Origin of the sequence: Rhizobium mesosinicum, assembly GCF_019511345.1 — a bacterium.
GTDB classification, from domain to species: Bacteria; Pseudomonadota; Alphaproteobacteria; order Rhizobiales; family Rhizobiaceae; genus Rhizobium; species Rhizobium mesosinicum.
In genome coordinates this window covers 414,618-434,146 of the sequence record NZ_JAEUAK010000002.1, presented here as the reverse complement: position 1 = coordinate 434,146, position 19,529 = coordinate 414,618, and the positions used below count along the sequence as shown (strand labels likewise).

Annotated in this window: 15 protein-coding genes; 2 read left to right on the top strand and 13 right to left on the bottom strand. The window is 60.7% G+C overall.

What is annotated here, in order from left to right:
• Positions 1 to 31: 31 nt before the first annotated feature.
• The 4 genes from JNB85_RS06070 to JNB85_RS06055 form a co-directional block, all read right to left on the bottom strand.
• Positions 32 to 598 (bottom strand): NifU family protein, encoded by a 567-nt coding sequence (locus JNB85_RS06070; protein WP_220333462.1) that lies wholly within the window; start codon positions 596 to 598, stop codon positions 32 to 34.
• Positions 599 to 705: 107 nt separating this feature from the next.
• Positions 706 to 1,197 (bottom strand): universal stress protein, encoded by a 492-nt coding sequence (locus JNB85_RS06065; protein ID WP_112541815.1) that lies wholly within the window; start codon positions 1,195 to 1,197, stop codon positions 706 to 708.
• A 74-nt stretch (positions 1,198 to 1,271) separates the two neighbouring features.
• Positions 1,272 to 2,336: a tryptophan--tRNA ligase gene (trpS, locus tag JNB85_RS06060; protein ID WP_220333461.1), complete on the bottom strand. Its 1,065-nt coding sequence runs from the start codon at positions 2,334 to 2,336 to the stop codon at positions 1,272 to 1,274.
• A gap of 91 nt (positions 2,337 to 2,427) precedes the next feature.
• Positions 2,428 to 2,832, bottom strand: coding sequence for a VOC family protein (locus JNB85_RS06055; RefSeq protein WP_220333460.1), 405 nt, complete (start codon positions 2,830 to 2,832; stop codon positions 2,428 to 2,430).
• Between the two features lie 186 nt (positions 2,833 to 3,018).
• On the opposite strand from JNB85_RS06055, the gene JNB85_RS06050 reads away from it, so the two are divergent.
• Positions 3,019 to 3,447, top strand: coding sequence for a YcbK family protein (locus JNB85_RS06050; RefSeq protein ID WP_220333459.1), 429 nt, complete (start codon positions 3,019 to 3,021; stop codon positions 3,445 to 3,447).
• Positions 3,448 to 3,537: 90 nt separating this feature from the next.
• Here the strand turns inward: JNB85_RS06050 and murJ are convergent, their stop codons facing one another.
• The 4 genes from murJ to mutS form a co-directional block, all read right to left on the bottom strand.
• Positions 3,538 to 5,118, bottom strand: a complete 1,581-nt coding sequence (murJ, locus tag JNB85_RS06045; protein ID WP_220333458.1) for a murein biosynthesis integral membrane protein MurJ — start codon at positions 5,116 to 5,118, stop codon at positions 3,538 to 3,540.
• Positions 5,115 to 8,006, bottom strand: a complete 2,892-nt coding sequence (locus JNB85_RS06040) for a [protein-PII] uridylyltransferase (protein WP_220333457.1) — start codon at positions 8,004 to 8,006, stop codon at positions 5,115 to 5,117. The genes murJ and JNB85_RS06040 overlap by 4 nt, the downstream gene beginning before the upstream one ends.
• Before the next feature lie 114 nt (positions 8,007 to 8,120).
• The gene (locus JNB85_RS06035; RefSeq protein ID WP_220333456.1) at positions 8,121 to 8,396 is read right to left on the bottom strand and encodes a hypothetical protein; all 276 of its coding nucleotides are present in this window, start codon (positions 8,394 to 8,396) and stop codon (positions 8,121 to 8,123) included.
• Between the two features lie 13 nt (positions 8,397 to 8,409).
• Entirely contained in the window at positions 8,410 to 11,136 is a 2,727-nt protein-coding gene (gene mutS / locus JNB85_RS06030) for a DNA mismatch repair protein MutS (RefSeq protein WP_220333455.1), read from the bottom strand.
• 113 nt (positions 11,137 to 11,249) lie between these two features.
• On the opposite strand from mutS, the gene JNB85_RS06025 reads away from it, so the two are divergent.
• Positions 11,250 to 13,535 (top strand): NADP-dependent malic enzyme, encoded by a 2,286-nt coding sequence (locus tag JNB85_RS06025; protein WP_220333454.1) that lies wholly within the window; start codon positions 11,250 to 11,252, stop codon positions 13,533 to 13,535.
• Positions 13,536 to 13,731: 196 nt separating this feature from the next.
• Here the strand turns inward: JNB85_RS06025 and olsB are convergent, their stop codons facing one another.
• From olsB to JNB85_RS06000, 5 genes are all read right to left on the bottom strand, one after another.
• Positions 13,732 to 14,607, bottom strand: a complete 876-nt coding sequence (gene olsB / locus JNB85_RS06020) for a l-ornithine N(alpha)-acyltransferase (RefSeq protein WP_220333453.1) — start codon at positions 14,605 to 14,607, stop codon at positions 13,732 to 13,734.
• Between the two features lie 108 nt (positions 14,608 to 14,715).
• Positions 14,716 to 16,950, bottom strand: a complete 2,235-nt coding sequence (locus tag JNB85_RS06015; RefSeq protein ID WP_220333452.1) for a hybrid sensor histidine kinase/response regulator — start codon at positions 16,948 to 16,950, stop codon at positions 14,716 to 14,718.
• Positions 16,951 to 17,005: 55 nt separating this feature from the next.
• Complete coding sequence (gene lspA / locus JNB85_RS06010; RefSeq protein ID WP_220333451.1) at positions 17,006 to 17,512, bottom strand: signal peptidase II; 507 nt, start codon at positions 17,510 to 17,512, stop codon at positions 17,006 to 17,008.
• Positions 17,509 to 18,366, bottom strand: a complete 858-nt coding sequence (locus JNB85_RS06005) for a TrmH family RNA methyltransferase (RefSeq protein ID WP_220333450.1) — start codon at positions 18,364 to 18,366, stop codon at positions 17,509 to 17,511. The genes lspA and JNB85_RS06005 overlap by 4 nt, the downstream gene beginning before the upstream one ends.
• Positions 18,363 to 19,460, bottom strand: a complete 1,098-nt coding sequence (locus JNB85_RS06000; RefSeq protein ID WP_220333449.1) for a class I SAM-dependent methyltransferase — start codon at positions 19,458 to 19,460, stop codon at positions 18,363 to 18,365. Before JNB85_RS06000 ends, JNB85_RS06005 begins: the two co-directional genes overlap by 4 nt.
• Positions 19,461 to 19,529 lie beyond the last annotated feature (69 nt).

Sequence of the window (19,529 nt, the reverse complement as noted above, 5' to 3'; positions counted from 1 at the left end):
CCCAGACGAACGGCCGGACGCATCAGAGATTTTAAGCGGCAATCACTTCCTGCACTTCCGGAACGAAATGGCGCAGCAGGTTCTGGACGCCGTGCTTCAGCGTTGCCGTCGAAGACGGGCAGCCGGCGCAGGACCCTTTCATGTTGAGGTAAACCTTGCCGTCCTTGAATCCACGGAAGGTGATGTCGCCGCCATCCTGAGCAACAGCCGGACGTACACGGGTCTCCAGCAGTTCCTTGATAGTCAGCACGATCGACTCGTCGCCCTCATCGAAGAATTCATCGCCGGCATCAACCTCTTCCGACAGGACCGAGGCATCGCCCATGACCGGCTTGCCGGACATGAAATGCTCCATGATCGAGCCGAGAATAGCCGGCTTCAGATGCTGCCATTCGGCATTATCCTTGGAGACGGAGATGAAATCGTAGCCGAAATAGACGCCGGTCACGCCCGCAATTTCGAAGAGACGGGCAGCGAGCGGCGAAGCCTGAGCTTCATCGGCACTGCGGAATTCGGCCGTGCCGTTTTCCATCACCACCTTGCCGGGAAGGAACTTCTGCGTGGCAGGATTTGGGGTGGCTTCGGTCTGAATGAACATCTCGCTCTCCATGCGGCGGGCCGGGACCTCTACCGTCTTTAGAATTCTTCAAAAGAAAATAAGCCTATTGTCGGGCCGATTCAAGAGACTGATACTCAAGAAATGGCTTAACAGAGGGCATCGATTTCCTCGTTGGTCAGCGTGTCCGGAAGCACAGTGACGGGAATGGGAAAAGCAGCTCCGCGTCCTGCGACGGACGAAACCAGCGGTCCCGGTCCCTCCTTGGCGGAGCTTGCGGCAAGCACGAGGATGGCGACGTCCCGGTCTTCCTCGATGACGGCATTGATCTGCTCGGCCGAGTTGCCCTCGCGGATGACGATCTCAGGCTCGATGCCGATCGTCTCGCGCACGATCTGTGCAGCCTTGGCGACGGTGGCTTCCGCCTCCTCGCGGGCTTCCGCCCGCATGATCTCCTCGACGCCGAGCCATTGCTGGAAATCGCCTTCCGGAATCACATAGAGAAGAATGAGGCCGCCATTGGAATTCTTGGCGCGCCGTCCGGCATAGTGGACGGCGCGTTGGCATTCTGGTGTCCCGTCTATCACCGCCATGAATTTGCGGCGGTGACCTTCGAGCCGTGAGAGTCGCTTTGATACCATGACGCGAACTCTGACACCTGTGACCAAAAATTTGCAAGCCCCCGTTTTGCACGGGAGCTCTGCATGCGATCGGACTAGTAGAGGAAGCCGATGATCTCGCGAAGTTCGCGCATCGTCACGTCGGCGCGTGCTTTTGCACGCTCGTTGCCGTTGCGCAGGATCGCGTCGATATGGCTCGTATCGTTCGTCAACCGGCGCATTTCGCCTGTTATCGGCGAGAGGACCTGTACAGCTAGATCGATCAGCGCCGGCTTGAAGACGGAGAACTGCTGGCCGCCGAATTCGGCGAGCACCTGTTCCCTCGTCTTGTCGGCGAGTGCAGCATAGATCGAGACGAGGTTTTCAGCCTCCGGCCGGTTTTCAAGGCCGGCCACTTCGCTCGGCAAGCCATCCGGATCGGTCTTGGCCTTGCGAATCTTCTTGGAGATCGCGTCCTCGTCGTCCATCAGGTTGATGCGCGAAAGGTCAGACGGGTCGGACTTCGACATCTTCTTCGTGCCGTCGCGCAGCGACATGACGCGCGGCGCCGGCCCGCCGATCAGCGGTTCGACCATCGGGAAATAGGCATGTACCGGCTCGTCGCCAACGGTGATGTCGATCCCGTAATCCGTCTTGCGGATATGTGAGGCATAATCGAGATTGAACTTCATCGCGATGTCACGCGTCAGCTCGAGGTGCTGCTTCTGGTCCTCGCCGACGGGCACATGCGTGGCGCGGTAGACGAGAATGTCGGCAGCCATCAGGCTCGGGTAGGCGTAGAGACCGAGCGAAGCCTGCTCGCGGTCCTTGCCGGCCTTGTCCTTGAACTGCGTCATGCGGTTCATCCAGCCGAGGCGGGCGACACAGTTGAAGATCCAGGCGAGTTCTGCGTGCTGCGGTACGGCGGACTGATTGAAGACGATATGCTTTTCGGCATCGATGCCGGAAGCGATGAAAGCGGCTGCGATCGAACGCGTCTGCGACAGCATGTCCTCGTGGACGAGCTGCGCGGTCAGCGCATGCAGATCGACGACGCAATAGATGCAGTCGTTACCGTCCTGGAGCTGCACGAAGCGGCGGATCGCGCCGAGATAATTGCCGAGATGCAGGTTGCCCGTCGGCTGAACGCCGGAGAATACGAGCTTCTTGAATTCGCCCATGATGTTGTCCTCGATTAGGCTGGTGGAGGGCCCCAGGGCCAAAGGCCCATGTTGCTAACGCGGGCGCTTATGCACGCGCTCCCGGTCGCAATCAAGAGGCGGCGGGTGCAGCGTGTTGGATGAGATCGAAGGTGTTGCCGTAAGGATCCGCAAAGACCGCGACGATGCCGTAGACCTCGTGTCGCGGCTCCTCCAGAAAGCGCACCCCGGCACCGAGCATCGCTGCGTGATCGCGTGCAAAATCATCGGTTTTTAGGAAGAAGCCGACACGCCCGCCCGTCTGATTTCCGACGGCGGCTCGCTGCGCTTCATTTGCCGCCTGCGCCAGCAAAAACGCCGCCCCATCCCCGCCCTTCGGCTTGACGACGACCCAGCGCTTGCCTTCCGGCTGTACGTCATCCTGAAGGCATTCGAAGCCGAGGACCTCACAATAGAAGGCTTTGGCGCGGTCATAATCATCGATGACGAGGGTGACGAGAAACAGAGATTGGATCATGAGATCTCCAGATTCGGATGTTTATTCCATTTAGACGCAGAAAAGCGCCCGGTTTTACGCCAAATTGATCAGCATGTTTAGCTAGAATTGAGTATAAAATTTCATAGAAAAGCTTTCTTTGAACTGAAAATCCTCGCGCCGGGCTGGCGGCCCAACGGGCCGTCGGGATGACCGATCGGAGGAACCATGCAGAACGCTAGTATGCTCGCCATGGCAGGCCTTTTCGCCCTACAATCAGCAACGACAGCTGTCGGTCAAGACAATCGACGACAGACTTCCCAACTTCCCAAACACGAGACGCGTATTGCTTACACGATGCAGACCGTCAGCGTTCGCGCCGGCTGTTTTCCGGCGCGATTGCGGGCGGTCTTGTCGCATATAGCGGCAAAGACGGGGCACCGTCCGATGATAACGTCGGGCTTTCGGCCGCATCCTCGCCGCCACGGCTCCCTGCACGGAAAGTGTATGGCAGCCGATATCAGGATTCCCGGACTGTCGGAGCGAACGATTATCGCGGCCGCGAAAACCGCGCCCGGGATAGGCGGGATCGGCAGCTACTGCAACGGCATCATCCATGTCGATGTCGGGCCGCAGCGACGATGGGTCGATTGCTAGTAAAATTCTAGTGGTTTTGCGCGCGAACTGCGTGAAAACTAAAACTTAGAGTATCCCCCTTCCTTGGAAGGAACCGGAGATACTCTGATATCAGGCGTCTTTCACCGGCGCCGGCTTGCGGTTGAGGTTGCGGCGGATCATGCCGAGGTCCGCCCCGCCGATCAGAAAGGCGGTCGCGAAGTAGACGACCATCGAAATCGCAATCAGCAGACCAAGCGTGCCGACCTTAGTCAGCAGCGGTGCGCCCGAGGCAAGCCAGGGCGCCCAGTGCTGCTTGAGGTAGAAGATGACAGCGCCCATGACGGCAGAGGCGACAATCAGCAGGACGGCGCGTTTGGCAAGCGCCCATTCCCATGTCAGATGGCCGCGGCGCAGAAGCGTTGTGAAGAGCAGCACGGTGCTGATCCAGCCTGCTGTCGCTTCCGCTACCGCAATGCCCGGTGCGCCCATATAGGGGAAGAGCGTCAGCGCGGTCGCGCAGTTAGCGGCGACCGCGATTGCCGAAAACCGCATCGGCGTCTTGGTATCCTCGCGGGCATAGAAGCCTGGCTGCAGCGCCTTAATGAGCACGAAGGCCGGCAGCCCGACGCCGTAGATCGCAAGGATCGAGCCGACGATCAGGGTGTTTTGCTCATGGAAGGCGCCGCGCTCATAGAGCACACGGATGATCTCGTCCGACAGGATCCACAGCGCGAAACCGGCGGGAATTGTCAGGAACATCACAAATTCGATCGATCGGTTTTGCAGGAAGGCGGCCTCGCGTAACGCTCCGCCCTTCAGCGCCCGAGCAAGCTCGGGCAGCAGAACCACACCGACGGCGACGCCGACGACGCCGAGCGGAAGCTGGTAGATGCGGTCGGCATATTGCAGGGCGGCGATGGCGCCTTCGCGGGAAGAGGCGATTGCCTGGCCGATGAGCTGGTTGATCTGCGTAATACCGCCGGTGACGGCCGCCGGAACGGCAAGGATTAGCAGCCGCTTGACGTTGGGCGTCATCTTTGGAAAGCGGAAGCCGATGCTCATGCCGGCATGCAGGACACCGAGATAGACGACGACGAGCTGCAGGACGCCGGCGACCAGCACACCCCAGGAAAGATACCAGGCCGTCGCCAATGGTTCGGCGCCGGTATAGAGTGCGTAGAAGAGCGCGCCGATCATCACCACGTTGAGGAAGATAGGCGCGACGGCCGCAGCGAAAAAATGATGCAGCGAATTCAGCATACCGCTCATCATCGCCGTCAGAGACATGCACATGAGATAAGGGAACATCACTGCCGCCATGCGGATAGTGATCCCGAATTTCTCCGGGTCATCAGCAAAACCCGGCGCGATGACGAAACGCACCAACAGCGGCATGGAGAGTTCCATCACGATGGTGATGAGCAGCAGGACGGAGAACAGCACCCCGAAGACTTCTTCCGAAAAGCGCTTGGCGCCATCAGTGCCGTTCGCTTCGATCTCCTTGGCAAAGAGCGGCACGAAGGCGGCGTTGAAAGCGCCTTCGGCAAAGAGCCTGCGGAAGAGGTTCGGGAAACGGAAGGCGGCATAGAAGACGTCCGCCATCGGCCCGGTGCCGAGAGCGGCTGCCATCAGCGTTTCGCGGGCAAAACCGAAGATGCGGCTTCCGAGCGTGGCGCCGCCGACCGTGGCGAATTTCTTGACGAGGCTCATGCGGGCGAATCGGCTTTCTTTTCGGCGGCAGTAGCGGCAGGGGCGATGATGCCTGATGGCATGCGTTCGCGCAGTTCGTCCTGCTCCTCGGCCATGACCGCTTTCATACGGGCAGTGATATTGGCGCGCTTGCTGTCACCGGAGATCTTCTGGCCGACAAGATCGGTGACATAGAACGTATCGATGACTTTTTCACCGAAGGTGGTGATGCGGGCCGACTGGATGTCGAGCGACAGATCGGACAGGACAGCGGTCATTTCCGACAGCAAGCCCGGCCGGTCGAGGCATTCGACCTCGATGACGGTGAACTTGTTCGAGAGGCTATTGGTTATCGCCACCGACGGCGGAATGATGAAGGCCTTGCTCTTCTTGCGGTTCTTCGCGCGGGTGGCGATCACATCGGGCAGGCGCTTGCGGCCGGAAAGCACGTCCTCGATCATCCGGCCGATCGTGCCTGCACGGCGAAGCTCGTCCTCGTCGTTCGGAAATTCGCGGCTGACATGGATCGTATCGAGCGCCCGTCCATCAGAGGTCGTGAAGATCTGCGCATCGACGATGTTGGCCCCGGCTGCCGCACATGCGCCGGCAATGACGGCGAGCAGGCGCGGGTGGTCGGGCGAGAGAACGGTGATTTCGGTGATCGCGTGGAAGCTGTCGGTGCGCACTGTGGTTGCCAGCGCCTGGCCCGCCTTGTCCGCCTGGCGGATAAAATGCGCATGGCGGACCTGGTCTTCCAGCGGCACGGAAAGCAGATAGGGCTGGTAGTGCAGCTTGGTATAGGTGCGGCGGTCCTTCTGGCTCCAGTCGGAAAGCGCGGCGTAGAGCGCTTCGGCCGCCGCCTGCGCGCGCTCCTTGCGGGACACTTCCGAGAAGCCGCCGGCAAGCAGCAGTTCCGTCTCGTAATAGAGCGTGCGCAGCAGCTGGCCTTTCCAGCCGTTCCAGACACCCGGACCGACAGCGCGGATGTCGCAGATCGTCAGGATGATCAGCATCTTCAGGCGGTCGAGAGACTGAACACGGTCGGCAAAATCGGTGATCGTCTTGCGGTCCGTCAGGTCGCGCGTCTGGGCGACCATCGACATGGTCAGATGTTCTTCGATCAGCCAGACGACGATCTCGGTCTGCTTCTGCGACAGGCCGAAGCGGGCACTGAGCTTGCGGGCGACACGCGCACCGGCAATCGAATGGTCTTCCTGACGGCCCTTGGCAATGTCGTGCAGCAGTACGGCGACGTAAAGTGCTTCGCGGTCCTCGATATGCGGCATCAGCTTGTTGGCGAGCGGATGCAACTCCTCCGCCTTGCCCTTATCGATCTCCGAGAGAACATCGATGGCGCGGATCAGATGCTCGTCGACTGTATAGTGATGATACATATTGAATTGCATCATCGCGACGATCTTGCCGAATTCGGGAATGAAGCGGCCGAGCACGCCGGCCTCGTTCATGCGCCGCAGGATGAGTGCGGGATCGCGCTTGGACGTCAGGATCGACAGGAAAAGCCGGTTGGCCTCGTCATTTTCGCGCAGGTTGTTGTTGATGAGGCCGAGCGAACGGGTGACGCGCTTCAGCGCATCGGGATGGAATTCCAGTCCGTTGATATCGGCCACATGGAACAGGCGGATGATGCTGACCGGATCGCGCTTGAATACTTCGGAATTGGCGAGCGTGATGCGGCCGCGATCCTCCACGAACTCGACGCTGCCGGGGATCTTGCGATTGCGATGGGTGAAGCGGCTGATGACGCCCGTCAGCCCAGGGATCGATTTCGCCTGCTGGTCTTCGAGTGCCGCGCAGAGGATGCGAGTTAGATCGCCCACATCTTTAGCGACCAGGAAATAGTGTTTCATGAAACGCTCGACGGCCGAAAGGCCGGGGCGGGAATGATAGCCGAGCGCCTCTGCGATCTCGCGCTGGATATCGAAGGAAAGACGCTCCTCCGCTTTGCCGGTCAGAAAATGCATATGGCAGCGCACGGCCCAGAGAAAATCGTCGGCCTTTTTGAGAAGCCGGTACTCCTGCTTCGACAACACGCCGAGCGGCACCAGATCGGCCGGGTCGCGGACGTGGTAGTAATATTTCGAAATCCAGAAGAGCGTATGCAGGTCGCGAAGGCCGCCCTTGCCTTCCTTGACGTTCGGTTCGACGAGGTAGCGCGTATCGCCGGCCTTGCGGTGGCGTTCGTCGCGTTCGGCAAGTTTGGCAGCGATAAATTCCGGTCCTGTTCCGGTGACGATTTCCTTGTCGAAGCGGGATTCCAGCTCCGTTTCCAACGACTGCAGCCCGCAGATAAAGCGCATTTCCAGAATGGCGGTGCGGATGGTCATGTCGGACTTGGAAAGAGCGATACATTCATCGACGGTGCGGGTCGCGTGGCCGACCTTGAAGCCCATGTCCCACAGCATATAGAGCATGAACTCCACGGCCTTGTGCGTCTCTTCCGCCGGCTTGGGCAGGAAGAGGAAGAGCAGGTCGATATCCGAGCCCGGCGCGAGCGTGTCGCGACCATAGCCGCCGACTGCCGTGACCGCAAACTTGTCCTTCTGCTTCGGGAAGACATGCGCGGTTGCGAAATTATAGAGAGCGGTGATGATCTGGTCCTGCAGCCAGGAAATGCGATGAGCGCAATCAAGCCCGCCGCCTTGGGCGTCGAGCAGTTCCCGCGCCTTCTTGCGCCCTTCGACGCTGGCTTTTTTCAGAGCGGCAAGAAGATCGTTCCGCAGCATGTCGGGACGATTGCGGTTGGCTTCGGCAATGGCGTCACATTGGCCCTGCAGCAGTTCCACATCGAGGATCTCGGAGAAGTCGATGTCGTGCGTCACCATCGGCCGGGCGGTTATCTCTTCGGTCCGAGCCGCTTGCTCATGGCGCGCCTCTTGTTTGATCTGCATGCGCTATAGCCTCTTTGCCCGCGGATTGACACGGGTCTTCATATTCCATGAACCTTTAAATTTGGCGAAATGGTGTTGGCAAGCCGTTGGTGACGGACGCTTTGCCGCAAGCTCTCAGGCTGAAGCCTGCGTAAGCAGCGTATCGAGAACCTGCCGCGTCTCGCTCATGATGCCGTTAAGCGTCGCCTTGTCGCATTCACGGTAGCCGGCATCGACGATCGCGCCGCTGAGCTCGCCGATGACAAGGCAAGAACCGGTGATTTTCGCCATGCCGATCGGCGTATTCCAGCCGCGTGCCTCCAGATTACCATCGGATTGTTTCATGATTTCGAGCATCGAGACGATGACGGAGAGGCGCTGGGTTTCCTGAAGCAGTTTTTCCATAAACACGAAGGCGCTGCTCCTATTTCATCTTCTTTTTAAGGTCGTAAAGCGCATCGAGCGCCTCGCGTGGCGTCATGTCGTCGAGACTCATCGCCTTCAGGGCTTCTTCCACCTTGGAAGGCCCGCGCGATGTTTCCTCGCGGCGCACCGCGACCTGGAAAAGCGGCAGGTCGTCGATGAGCTGGCTCGCCGGGTTCTTGCGATCAGCATCTTCAAGCCGGGTCAGCACATCACGCGCTCGAGCCACGACAGAGGCCGGCAGGCCGGCAAGCCGCGCCACCTGAATGCCGTAGGAGCGGTCGGCCGCACCCGGTCCGACCTCGTGCAGGAAGATGACATCGCCGTCCCACTCCTTCACGCGCATCGTCGCGTTCGATAGCCGGGCTAGCTTTTCCGAAAGCACGGTAAGCTCATGGAAATGCGTGGCGAAAAGCCCGCGGCAGCGATTGGCTTCGTGCAGATGCTCGACAGCGGCCCAGGCAATGGAAAGGCCGTCGAACGTCGCAGTACCGCGGCCGATCTCGTCGAGAATGACGAGGGAGCGATCGGTAGCCTGGTTGAGGATTGCAGCCGTCTCGACCATTTCCACCATGAAGGTGGAACGCCCGCGCGCCAGATCATCGGAAGCGCCGACGCGCGAAAACAGCCGGTCGACGATACCGATATGCGCCGATGCGGCCGGCACGAAGGAGCCCATCTGGGCAAGAATGACAATCAACGCGTTCTGGCGCAGGAAGGTCGATTTGCCGCCCATATTCGGCCCGGTCAGCAGCCAAATCGCGCCATCCTTGCCGTCAGAGACCGGCGACAGATCGCAATTATTAGCGACAAAGGGACCGATAGACTGTCGACGCAGTGCCTGTTCGACGACGGGATGGCGCCCGCCTTCGATCGCAAACATCTTCGAGCCGTCGACCAGCGGCCGGCAATAGGCCTGTTCCTCCGCAAGCAGCGCCAGACCTGCCGCGACATCGATGACGGAAAGCGCCCGCGCGCCGGCCTTGATGGCCTCGGCCTCGGCAACGATCGCTGCCGTCATCCGGTCGAAAGCTTCGAGCTCGATCTGCAGCGCGCGGTCGGCGGCATTGGCGATGCGGCTTTCGAGGTCGGCAAGCTCGGTCGTGGTGAACCGCATGGCATTTGCCATCGTCTGCCGGTGGATGAAGCGAGCCTTCGCCTCTGCCGTATCGGTCATCGGTCCGGCGTTGCCGGCGGTGACTTCGATGAAGTAACCGAGGATATTGTTATGCTTTATTTTCAGCGACTTGATGCCGGTTTCATCGGCATATTGCAGTTGCAGGCCAGCAATGACCCGGCGCGACTGGTCGCGCAGCGCCCTGACTTCGTCGAGGTCGGCATCGGCGCCGTTGCGCAGGAAGCCGCCATCGCGTTTCAGAAGCGGCAGTTCTTCGGCCAGCTTATCTGCAAGCAAGGCCTCGAGCTCGGACGGCAGAGCCTGCAGCTCCAGACGCGCCTGTTCCAATTCCTCCGGCAGCATCGCGCTTCCCAATAGATCGGCGATATGCGCGGCAGCGCCGAGCCCTTGGCGAATGGCCCAGAGATCACGCGGACCGCCGCGGTCGAGTGCCAGGCGAGAGAGCGCCCGCGGCATGTCGGGAACGTGTTTCAGCGCGTCGCGCAGGTCGCCGCTGAGCGACGGTTCCTGCATCAGGAAGCCAATCGAATCCAGGCGCTCGTTGATGCGAGCAGGATCGGTGAGCGGCGACATCAGCCGTTCGGCGAGCAGCCGTGCCCCACCGCCAGTCGTCGTTCGATCGATCGCCCTCAGCAGCGTACCATTGCGATCACCGGAGAGCGTGCGCACAAGCTCCAGGTTGGCACGTGTGGCCGGATCGATGAACAGCGTCGAGGCGCCGCTCTCCCGTTCCGGCCGGCCAAGCGGCGGCCGCTCGGCGATCTGCGTCTTCTCCACATAGGCGACGGCCGCTGCCGCTGCCGCGAGCTCGGCGCGCGAAAAACTGCCGAAACCGTCGAGCGTGGAGACACCAAAATAGCGTGCTATGCGGATTTCTGCCGTCGCGCTGTCGAAAAGCACGGACGGCTGTGGAACGGCGGTGCGGCCGAGAACGTCGAAAACCGGCTTCAGCTCGCCGTCGTAAAACATCGTATCCGGCACGATGAGTTCACGCGGATCGATACGCAGGATATCGGCGAGCAGTCGCGATGCATCCGTTTCTGCCAATCGGAAGACACCCGTGGAAATATCGATCCAGGCAAGCGCCAGCATCGGCTCGGAAGAGCCGCGGATACGCGACAGCGTCATCAGATAGTTCGATTCCGAGGGGGAAAGCAGCTTCTCCTCGGTAATGGTGCCTGGCGTAACAAGGCGGACGACATCGCGTTTGACGACAGATTTTGAGCCGCGCTTTTTGGCTTCCGCCGGGTCTTCCACCTGCTCGCAGACGGCGACGCGGTAACCGAGCCCGATCAGCTTCTGCAGGTAGTCGTCGGCCGCATGCACAGGCACGCCGCACATCGCAATATCCTGCCCCATGTGCTGACCACGCTTGGTGAGCGTGATGCCGAGCGCGCGTGAAGCCTCGAGTGCGTCCTCGAAGAACAGCTCGTAAAAATCGCCCATGCGATAGAAGAGCAGCGAATCCGGATTGTTCGCCTTGATCTCGATATACTGTTCCATCATCGGCGTCGCCGAGGCGCGGCTTTCCTCAGTCGCGAGCTCGGCTGCCGAGAAGGCTTCGTTTCTGCTGTCTATTCGCGCGTTCACGGAGGTGCAGTTTTTCCCAAAAAAACAGGTGCCAACCCTATCCGCGCGCCGCTATAGATGACAACAGCAATTGGGAAAGAGGAAAACGTCACCCACAGACGTTTGGAGGAGGCATGTCGCAGATGGAGAAGAAAGAACGGCCGGTGACCTCTGTTACCGACAAGGAAGCGCTCGAATTTCACGCGATGGGCCGGCCCGGCAAGCTGGAGATCAACCCGACCAAGCCGATGGCGACGCAGCGCGACCTCTCGCTGGCCTATTCTCCCGGTGTCGCTGTGCCGGTCAAAGCCATCGCCACTGATCCTGCTAGTGCCTACGACTATACGACCCGCGGCAATATGGTTGCCGTCATCTCCAACGGAACCGCCATCCTTGGCCTCGGCAATCTCGGAGCGTTGGCTTCCAAGCCGGTCATGGAAGGCAAGTCGGTCCTCTTCAAGCGTTTCGCTGATGTCGATTCCATCGATCTCGAGGTAGACACCGAAAATATCGACGAATTCATCAATTGCGTGCGCTTTCTCGGCCCGTCCTTCGGCGGCATCAATCTGGAAGACATCAAGGCGCCGGACTGTTTCGTCATAGAAAGCCGCCTGCGCGAGTTGATGGATATTCCTGTATTCCATGACGATCAGCACGGCACGGCAATCATCGCTGCCGCCGGTCTTATCAATGCGCTCGAACTGACCGGGCGGGATCTCAAAACCACCAAGCTCGTCTGCAACGGTGCGGGTGCTGCCGCCATCGCCTGCGTCGAACTCATCAAGTCGATGGGCTTTGCGCCGGAAAATATCATCCTCTGTGATACCAAGGGCGTCATCTATCAGGGCCGCACCGAAGGCATGAACCAGTGGAAGTCGGCGCATGCGGCAAAGACCGATACCTGCACGCTGGAAGAAGCCATGCAGGGCGCAGATGTGGTTTTGGGTCTGTCGCAGAAGGGTGCCTTCTCCGAAGAGATGATCCGCTCCATGGCCGACCGGCCGATCATCTTTGCCATGGCCAATCCCGATCCGGAAATCACGCCGGAAGAAGTTGCCCGCATCCGTGATGACGCCATCATGGCGACTGGCCGCTCGGACTATCCGAACCAGGTCAACAACGTGCTGGGCTTCCCCTATATTTTCCGCGGCGCGCTCGACGTCCGTGCTACGACCATCAACGATGCGATGAAGATCGCTGCCGTCAAGGCGCTCGCAAATCTGGCGCGCGAAGACGTGCCCGACGATGTCGCCGCCGCCTATCAGGGTAACCGCCCTCGTTTTGGCGCTCAATATATCATTCCGGTTCCCTTCGATCCGCGCCTGATATCCGCCATTCCGGCCGCGGTTGCCGAGGCGGCGATCGAAAGCGGCGTCGCCCGCAAGATCATCACCGACATGGCTGGCTACAAGCGAGAGTTGTCGGCCCGCCGCGATCCGATCGCCTCCACGCTCGCCAGCCTTTATGAGCGTGTGCGCCGTCACCCGAAGCGGGTGGTTTTCGCCGAGGCCGAAGAGGAGCAGGTGCTCCGCGCAGCCATGTCATACGCCAATCAGCAGCTTGGCACCGCCATTCTGCTCGGCCGCGAGGATCTGATCCGTGCAACGGCAGAGCGTGCCGGCATCGATCTCAATCGTCCGGGTCTTCAAATCGTCAACGCTCGTATCTCGACCCGCGTCGATGCCTATATCGATTATCTCTACGCCCGACTGCAGCGCAAAGGCTACCTGCACCGCGACGCGCAGCGCCTCATCCATAATGACCGCAACCATTTCGCCGCCACCATGGTGGCGCTTGGCGATGCCGACGGCATGGTGACGGGTATCACCCGCAACTATTCGACGGCGCTGGACGATGTGCGCCGGTGCATCGATCAGAAGCCTGGCCACCGCGTCATCGGCGTGTCGATCGCTCTTTGCCGCGGACGTACGGTCTTCGTTGCCGACACTGCGGTTCATGATATGCCGACGGCGGAGGAGCTTGCCGATATTGCGGGGGAGGCTGCCGGTCTCGCGCGCCGCATGGGCTATCAGCCGCGCGTCGCGTTGCTTGCCTATTCCACCTTCGGCCATCCCTCGGGTGAGCGTTCCGAACGCGTGCGCGAAGCCGTGAAGATCCTCGACAAGCATCGCGTCGATTTCGAATATGATGGTGAAATGGCCGCCGACGTCGCCCTGAACCGCAAGGTGATGGAGCAATATCCCTTCTGCCGCCTCTCCGGCCCGGCCAATGTCCTCGTGATGCCGGCATTCCACTCGGCATCGATCTCGACCAAGATGCTGCAGGAACTCGGCGGCTCGACAGTCATTGGCCCGATCCTCGTCGGTCTCGACAAGGCGGTGCAGATCACCTCGATGGGCGCCAAGGACAGCGATATCGTCAACATGGCTGCCATCGCGGCCTATGCAGCCGGTTCGTGATAACAGGAAGGGCGGACCGCGTGCGTGGTCCGCCTTCGGACGGCCTAACCTGCAAAAGCGATCAGGTTATCATCTGGATCGCAAACGATGAATATTCGCGCGCCCCAGGCTCCGGCCACCCGGCACCGTTGGCGATGCGCCCTACTGAAAACGCCGAAACAGAATGAATTGACGAGACAGTCGTCAAGCAATCGCCTCAGCTTGCGAAACGGCCTGCATCCGCGCCGTAATAGTTCAGATACCGGTCGGAAATGCTGGAGATCGGCAGCACGATCAGCACGTCGGTCGTATTGAACGCCTGATCGACGACCGCGCTGGAGCCGACCATCGCGCCGAGACGCAGGTAACCCTTGATGAGCGGCGGTAGTGCCATCAGCGCCTTCTTTGGGTTCACGCCTTCGGCCGGCATCAGGTCCATGTCCCGGGCCAGATGCGGCAGGGCGCCAACGGCCCACTCGTTCTTGGCGAGCACGCTGTGATAGAGGAAGGACAGTGCCAGCGCATGGCTTTCCGGGTGAACGCCCGGGAAGGAGGCGCAGCCGAACATGGCGCTCATGCCGTGTTTCAGCGCATAGGCCCAATTGCCCTGCCAGAGCAGTTCCACCGTGCGCTTGGTGCGGTACTGCGGCAGCACGCAGGAGCGGCCGAGTTCCATGAAGCGCTTGTCGGGATGACGGGCAATGAGCTCGTCGATCGCAAATTCCGAAGCCGAGTAAAAGCCGCCATTGGCCATGGCGACGTCCTGCCTAAGCAGACGGTAGGTGCCAACGATCTGATCTTCGGCATCGCCTTCAATCGATCGGTCGAGAACGAGAAGGTGGTCGCAGAAGGCGTCATAGGCATCGAAGTCCCGCTCGCGGCGCATCGCGTCCGCCGGCAGCTGGGCCTTCATTTCCTCGACGAAAACGCGATAGCGCACAGCCTGCGCGGCATCGATCTCCCGCGCGCTGCGGGCAAGGCGTGTCTCCAGATTACCGATGCGGCCGAGAACATCGCCTTCCTTCGGCGCAGCAGCCGCCGATGGCCGAGCGGCCTCGGCAGTGGCGTCACAATTAAGGATGTCAACAGACATAGCGATTCTCCCGTCTCCGGCTTATCACACGCCATAAAACACTTATGTACGACAGGAAAGTGACATACCGACTTTATGCACGCAAGAAGCGTGCCGATCTTCCCAGCTTCAGCGTACCTCAGCCCGACGGGCCGAAAGAGCAACAACTGCCTGTACTTCGGTGAGCAGCCTGACCGGATCCACCGGTTTTACCATGACCCGATTGGCGCCGTTGAGCAAGACCTGCCGCCGTGATTCGTCGCTCTTGTCCGCGGTCAGAACGATCACCGGTACGGGCTGAAGATCGAGCCGCCGTTCGTGTCCTCGCAGGCGTCCGAGCATGTCGATGCCGTTGCCGCCGGGCATGGAGAGATCGCTGATGATGATATCAGGCCTGTCGTCACCCAGCGCATAATCCAGCAGAGTTTCGAAATCGTCCACATGCCTGACGGAGTGGCCGCCTTTTTCCAGCATGACGCGCACCAGCATGGCGTTGATCGGATCGTCCTCACCGAGGAGGACGGAAAGACCGCCGCCCATCGCCGTCCGTTCTGCAATGGATGGGCCGAGGCCAGGCTGGTTGTCGTTCAGCGCATCACGCTTTTCCATGCCGCGCATGCGTCCGCGCAGCACGTCGATCAGCGACTGCTCGCGCAGCGGCCGGATCAGCCACGCATCGAAGAGGTCGAGCGAATAGGAATTACGCTCCTCCGGATTGACGAGCAGCACCTTGCGCAGGCCGAGTGCGGCGATCTCCGTGCGATCGGCAATATGCAGCGAGAATTCTTCGGACATGCGGTGATCGACGATGATATCGGTCGGTCGCTCGCCGCTGCGGGCGAGCGACAGCAGGCTCTCGCGCGCTGCGTCGCCGCCGGCGACAAGGTGGCAGCGCCCGCCGAGCGTCGTGATCGTCTCGGCGATCGCCGTGCGCGCTGCACCCGCCGGGGCTAGCAGCACGATGCTGTTTCCCGCCAGCAATGCGTTCCGGCTGGCTTTATCCTCTTGCGAAAGTTCAACAGGGAAGCGGATGGTAAATTGGCTGCCCTTGCCCCTCTCGCTTGCAACTGTCAGCGAACCGCCGAATTCTCGCATGATACGGGCGGAGATCGCAAGGCCAAGCCCGGTGCCGTTGCTCTTCTGGGCAAGCGAACCGCCTTGTTCGAACTCCCCGAATATGCGCGCCTGCTCCTCTGCCGCCATGCCAGGGCCGGTATCGGTGACTGATATCAGCAGCTCGCCAGCGCCTCTCGAAACGCGGATGAAGACGCCGCCTGCCTGCGTGAACTTGACGGCATTGCCGATGACGTTGAAAAGCACCTGCCGCAGCCGGGCCGGATCGAAGCTCATCAGCTCCGGCACGTCGGAGGAAACGGTCGCACCGATCTCGATGCCCTTCTCATGGGCGCGATGGGCTAGCATCTCCACGACGCTTTCGACGAGCTTGCGCAGCGATTCCGAGCGCGGATGGAGCTGGAAGCGGCCAACCTCGATGGTGGAGAAGTCGAGCAGATCCTCGACCAGCTGCGTCAGCGCATGACCGGACTGGCGGATGCTGGTTAGATAGTTCTGCTGTTCTTGCGTCAACTTCGTTTCGGAAATCAGATGGGCCATGCCGAGAATGCCTGACAGAGGCGTGCGGATTTCATGGCTGACGGTGGCGAGCAGCCGCGATTTGGCAGCGCTGTTATATTCGGCCTTCTGCAGCGCCTCCTCGCGGCGCTCGGCTGCAAGCCGCTCTTCGGTCACATCGCGTGCGATGCTCTGCAGAAGCAGGCGCCCGTTTGCCGGATCGCGAGTCACGACATCGTGCCAGAGATAGATGCGTTGCCCGGCCGGTGTCGAAATCTCCACATCGTAACGGTGCGGCTGCGGGCCGGGACGGAAGGCGAGGCCGATCTCTTCGCAGGTCTGGCCTTCGGGTGTCGCGCGCCCGGTGAGATTACGGAACGTCTCATTTGCGCCGATGATCCGCCGGTCCATCATACGGGTGACGACGATATCCCCGAGCACGTCGTGGACTGTACCGAGCAGGCCGGTCACATCGATGCGTTCTGACGTTTCCCGGCCGCGGCCGCCCGGTCTATATCTATTCTTGAAAAGAAGGGCGAGGTAGCCGACGATGGCGGCAAGCAGGATAAGGCCGAGACCGGCCAGAAGTGAATCACCCCAGTGGAAGAGAAGCAATAATAGGATCGCCGTCAGCAAGCCCACTCCGCCGAGCCAATAGAAGAGCAAGGGCTGATGAGGGCGAAGAGGAGGGGGCGACACGAATTGACCCGCTGTTCGGCCTCGATCAGACCTAACGGCGGCTCCGCCGAATGTAGCGGACAATCGTTCCTGAAACTGCGCCAGACTCTGCATGCAAATCAGCTAACATATTGCCCGTTCCGAATGTTTTCAGGAATCCGCTAAAAATTTAGTGATCCGTGTTTTTCGGCTTCGGCAGCATCTCATCGAGAATGACGCAGCCGGCGCCGACGGTGATGAAGCTGTCCGCAAGATTAAACACGGCGAAGGACCAGGTTTCCGTGTGAAAGAGGATGTAGTCGATGACATGTCCATAGGCGAAACGGTCGACGAGGTTGCCGATTGCTCCGGCAATGATGAGCGCATAGCCGAGATGGGCCAGCCAGCGGTCCTTGGCGGTGCGGCGCCAGAGATAAAGCACGAAGGCGACGATGATCAGACGCATGCCGACGATGAACCAGCCATCCATGCCAGAAAGCATCGAAAAGGCGACGCCGAGATTGTAGGTGCGGTAAAGGGCCAGCATCGGAATGACGGGCACGGCTTCCTGCAGCGGCAGATAGCGATCGACGGCGATCTTGACGATCTGGTCTAGGATAACGGCGATCACGATGAAGATCAGGATCGGCAGAGGTCGCGAGAAGAGCGCCGGGCGTGCGGTCGTCTGGTCAGTCATTTGCCCTCGGTCAGTGAGAGGAGATGGCGGCGTGCCTCGAAAAGCATGACGGCTGTGGCAACCGCGAGATTGAGAGAATCGGCGCGGCCTTGCTGCGGAATGCGGGCAAGCGCATCCGCTTGCCTCGCAAGCTGATCCGGCAGCCCGGATTGTTCATTGCCCATCAGCAGCACGACCGGCTTCTTCCTGTAGTCGATCGTACGATAATCGACAGAGCCGGCAAGATGGGTCGCGACGATCGAAACGCCAGCCTGCTTCTTCCAGGCGATGAATTCCTCCGCCGTTGCGCGGGAAACCGGAACCGCGAAAATCGAGCCCATCGTAGCGCGCACCGTTTCCAGCGAAAAAGGATCGGTCGTCTCGCCGACGAGGATGATACCGGAGGCGCCGGCAGCATCGGCAGTGCGGATGATCGTTCCGAGATTGCCGGGATCGCGCACACGGTCGAGCGCCACCCAGGTCTCACCCTCCTCCGGCCGGATATCCTTCAGCGCCCTCCAGCGGCTTTCGAAGATGCCGACCACCATCTGCGGATTGTCACGACGAGTGATCGAGGAGATCACTTTCTCGTTGACTTCGAGCACGAGCCCGCCCGACGCGACGGTCTTTGCCGCCATCTGCTCGACGAGTGACTTGCCCTTGGCGGCCTTCGCGTAAACGAGCGTGCGGATCGTCCAGCCGAGCTCGATCGCATCGATGACGAGCTTCAGACCTTCGGCGATGAAGGTGCCGCTCTCCTCGCGCGACTTCTTGTTCGTCAGCGCCTTGATGTCTTTGATGATCGGATTGGCAAGCGAGGTGACTTCCTTCACCTGCCCGACCCTGCGGGGGCCGCGATCATGGAATTCGTTCATTTCGGCACCCAGCGGGAAAAGAGAGAGGTGGAAAGCGCCCGGCCGGGTGTTTTGCCGTCCAGGCCCGCTTCACGAATGACGAGTTCGCCGGATTCGACGACGCCGCCGGCGCCGCGCATCGTCTCGCGCATCAGTTCATGGATGGAATAGAAGCTTGCCCGGATCGAATAGGCCGTCAGCACGAGGCCAACCGCCTTCGGCGACAGGATTTCCCGGCAGATGTCCAGCATCAGCGGCAAATGCTCGAAGAGATGCCAGACTTCGCCGTTCGGTCCGCGGCCGAATTTCGGCGGATCGGTAAGGATGATGTCGTACTGGCTGCCGCGGCGTTCTTCGCGCAGGATGAATTTCATCGCGTCCTCGCAGATCCAGCGGATCGGCAACTTTTCCATGCGCCCTAGCGCCTGGTTTTCACGCGCCCAGCCGATCGCCTTCTTCGAGGCATCGACATGGGTGACCTCTGCGCCGGCCGCTGCGGCGACTAGCGAGGCGACGCCCGTATAACCGAAGAGGTTCAATACCTTCAGCGGACGGCCGGCGCTCTCCACCTGGTGCTTCATCCAGGCCCAGTGGACGATCTGCTCCGGGAAGACGCCGACATGCCGGAAGGAGGTGAAACGGCCGAAGAAATCGACACCGAGCAGGTTGAGCGGCCAGGTTTCTCCAAGCGCTTGCTTCGGAAAACGCCAGCGGCCTGTGCCTTCTTCATCCGTATCGCCGGTGAAGGCAGCATCCACCTTCTCCCAGACATGGGTGGGCAGCGTTGGCTGCCAAAGCGCCTGTCCCTCGGGCCGCACGATCCGGTATGGCCCATATTGCTCAAGCTTCTGGCCATTGCCGCTGTCGATCAGATGGAAATCGCCGGCACCAGTCGATTCTAGGATGACAGGTACGCGCTCTGCCGGCCGCTCGCCGTGGCGTGCCGTGAGCGGGCGTTCGATTACCGCTGGAACGGCTGCCGGCGGCCGCTGTTCGCGCGCCGGTGCCCCCTTAATGGCCGTCTTTTCCGGCTTTGCAGGCCGCACATCGGAGCGGCGTCCGCCGGAAGGGCCTGCCGCCACCTTCGCGCCAGGCCGGCGTTCTCTTTGTTTCAACGTGGTCTTCCGCGTATTGAATTCACTTGAGCCAGTGCAAATAGCATCCCGCCCGACCTTGGCAAAGCG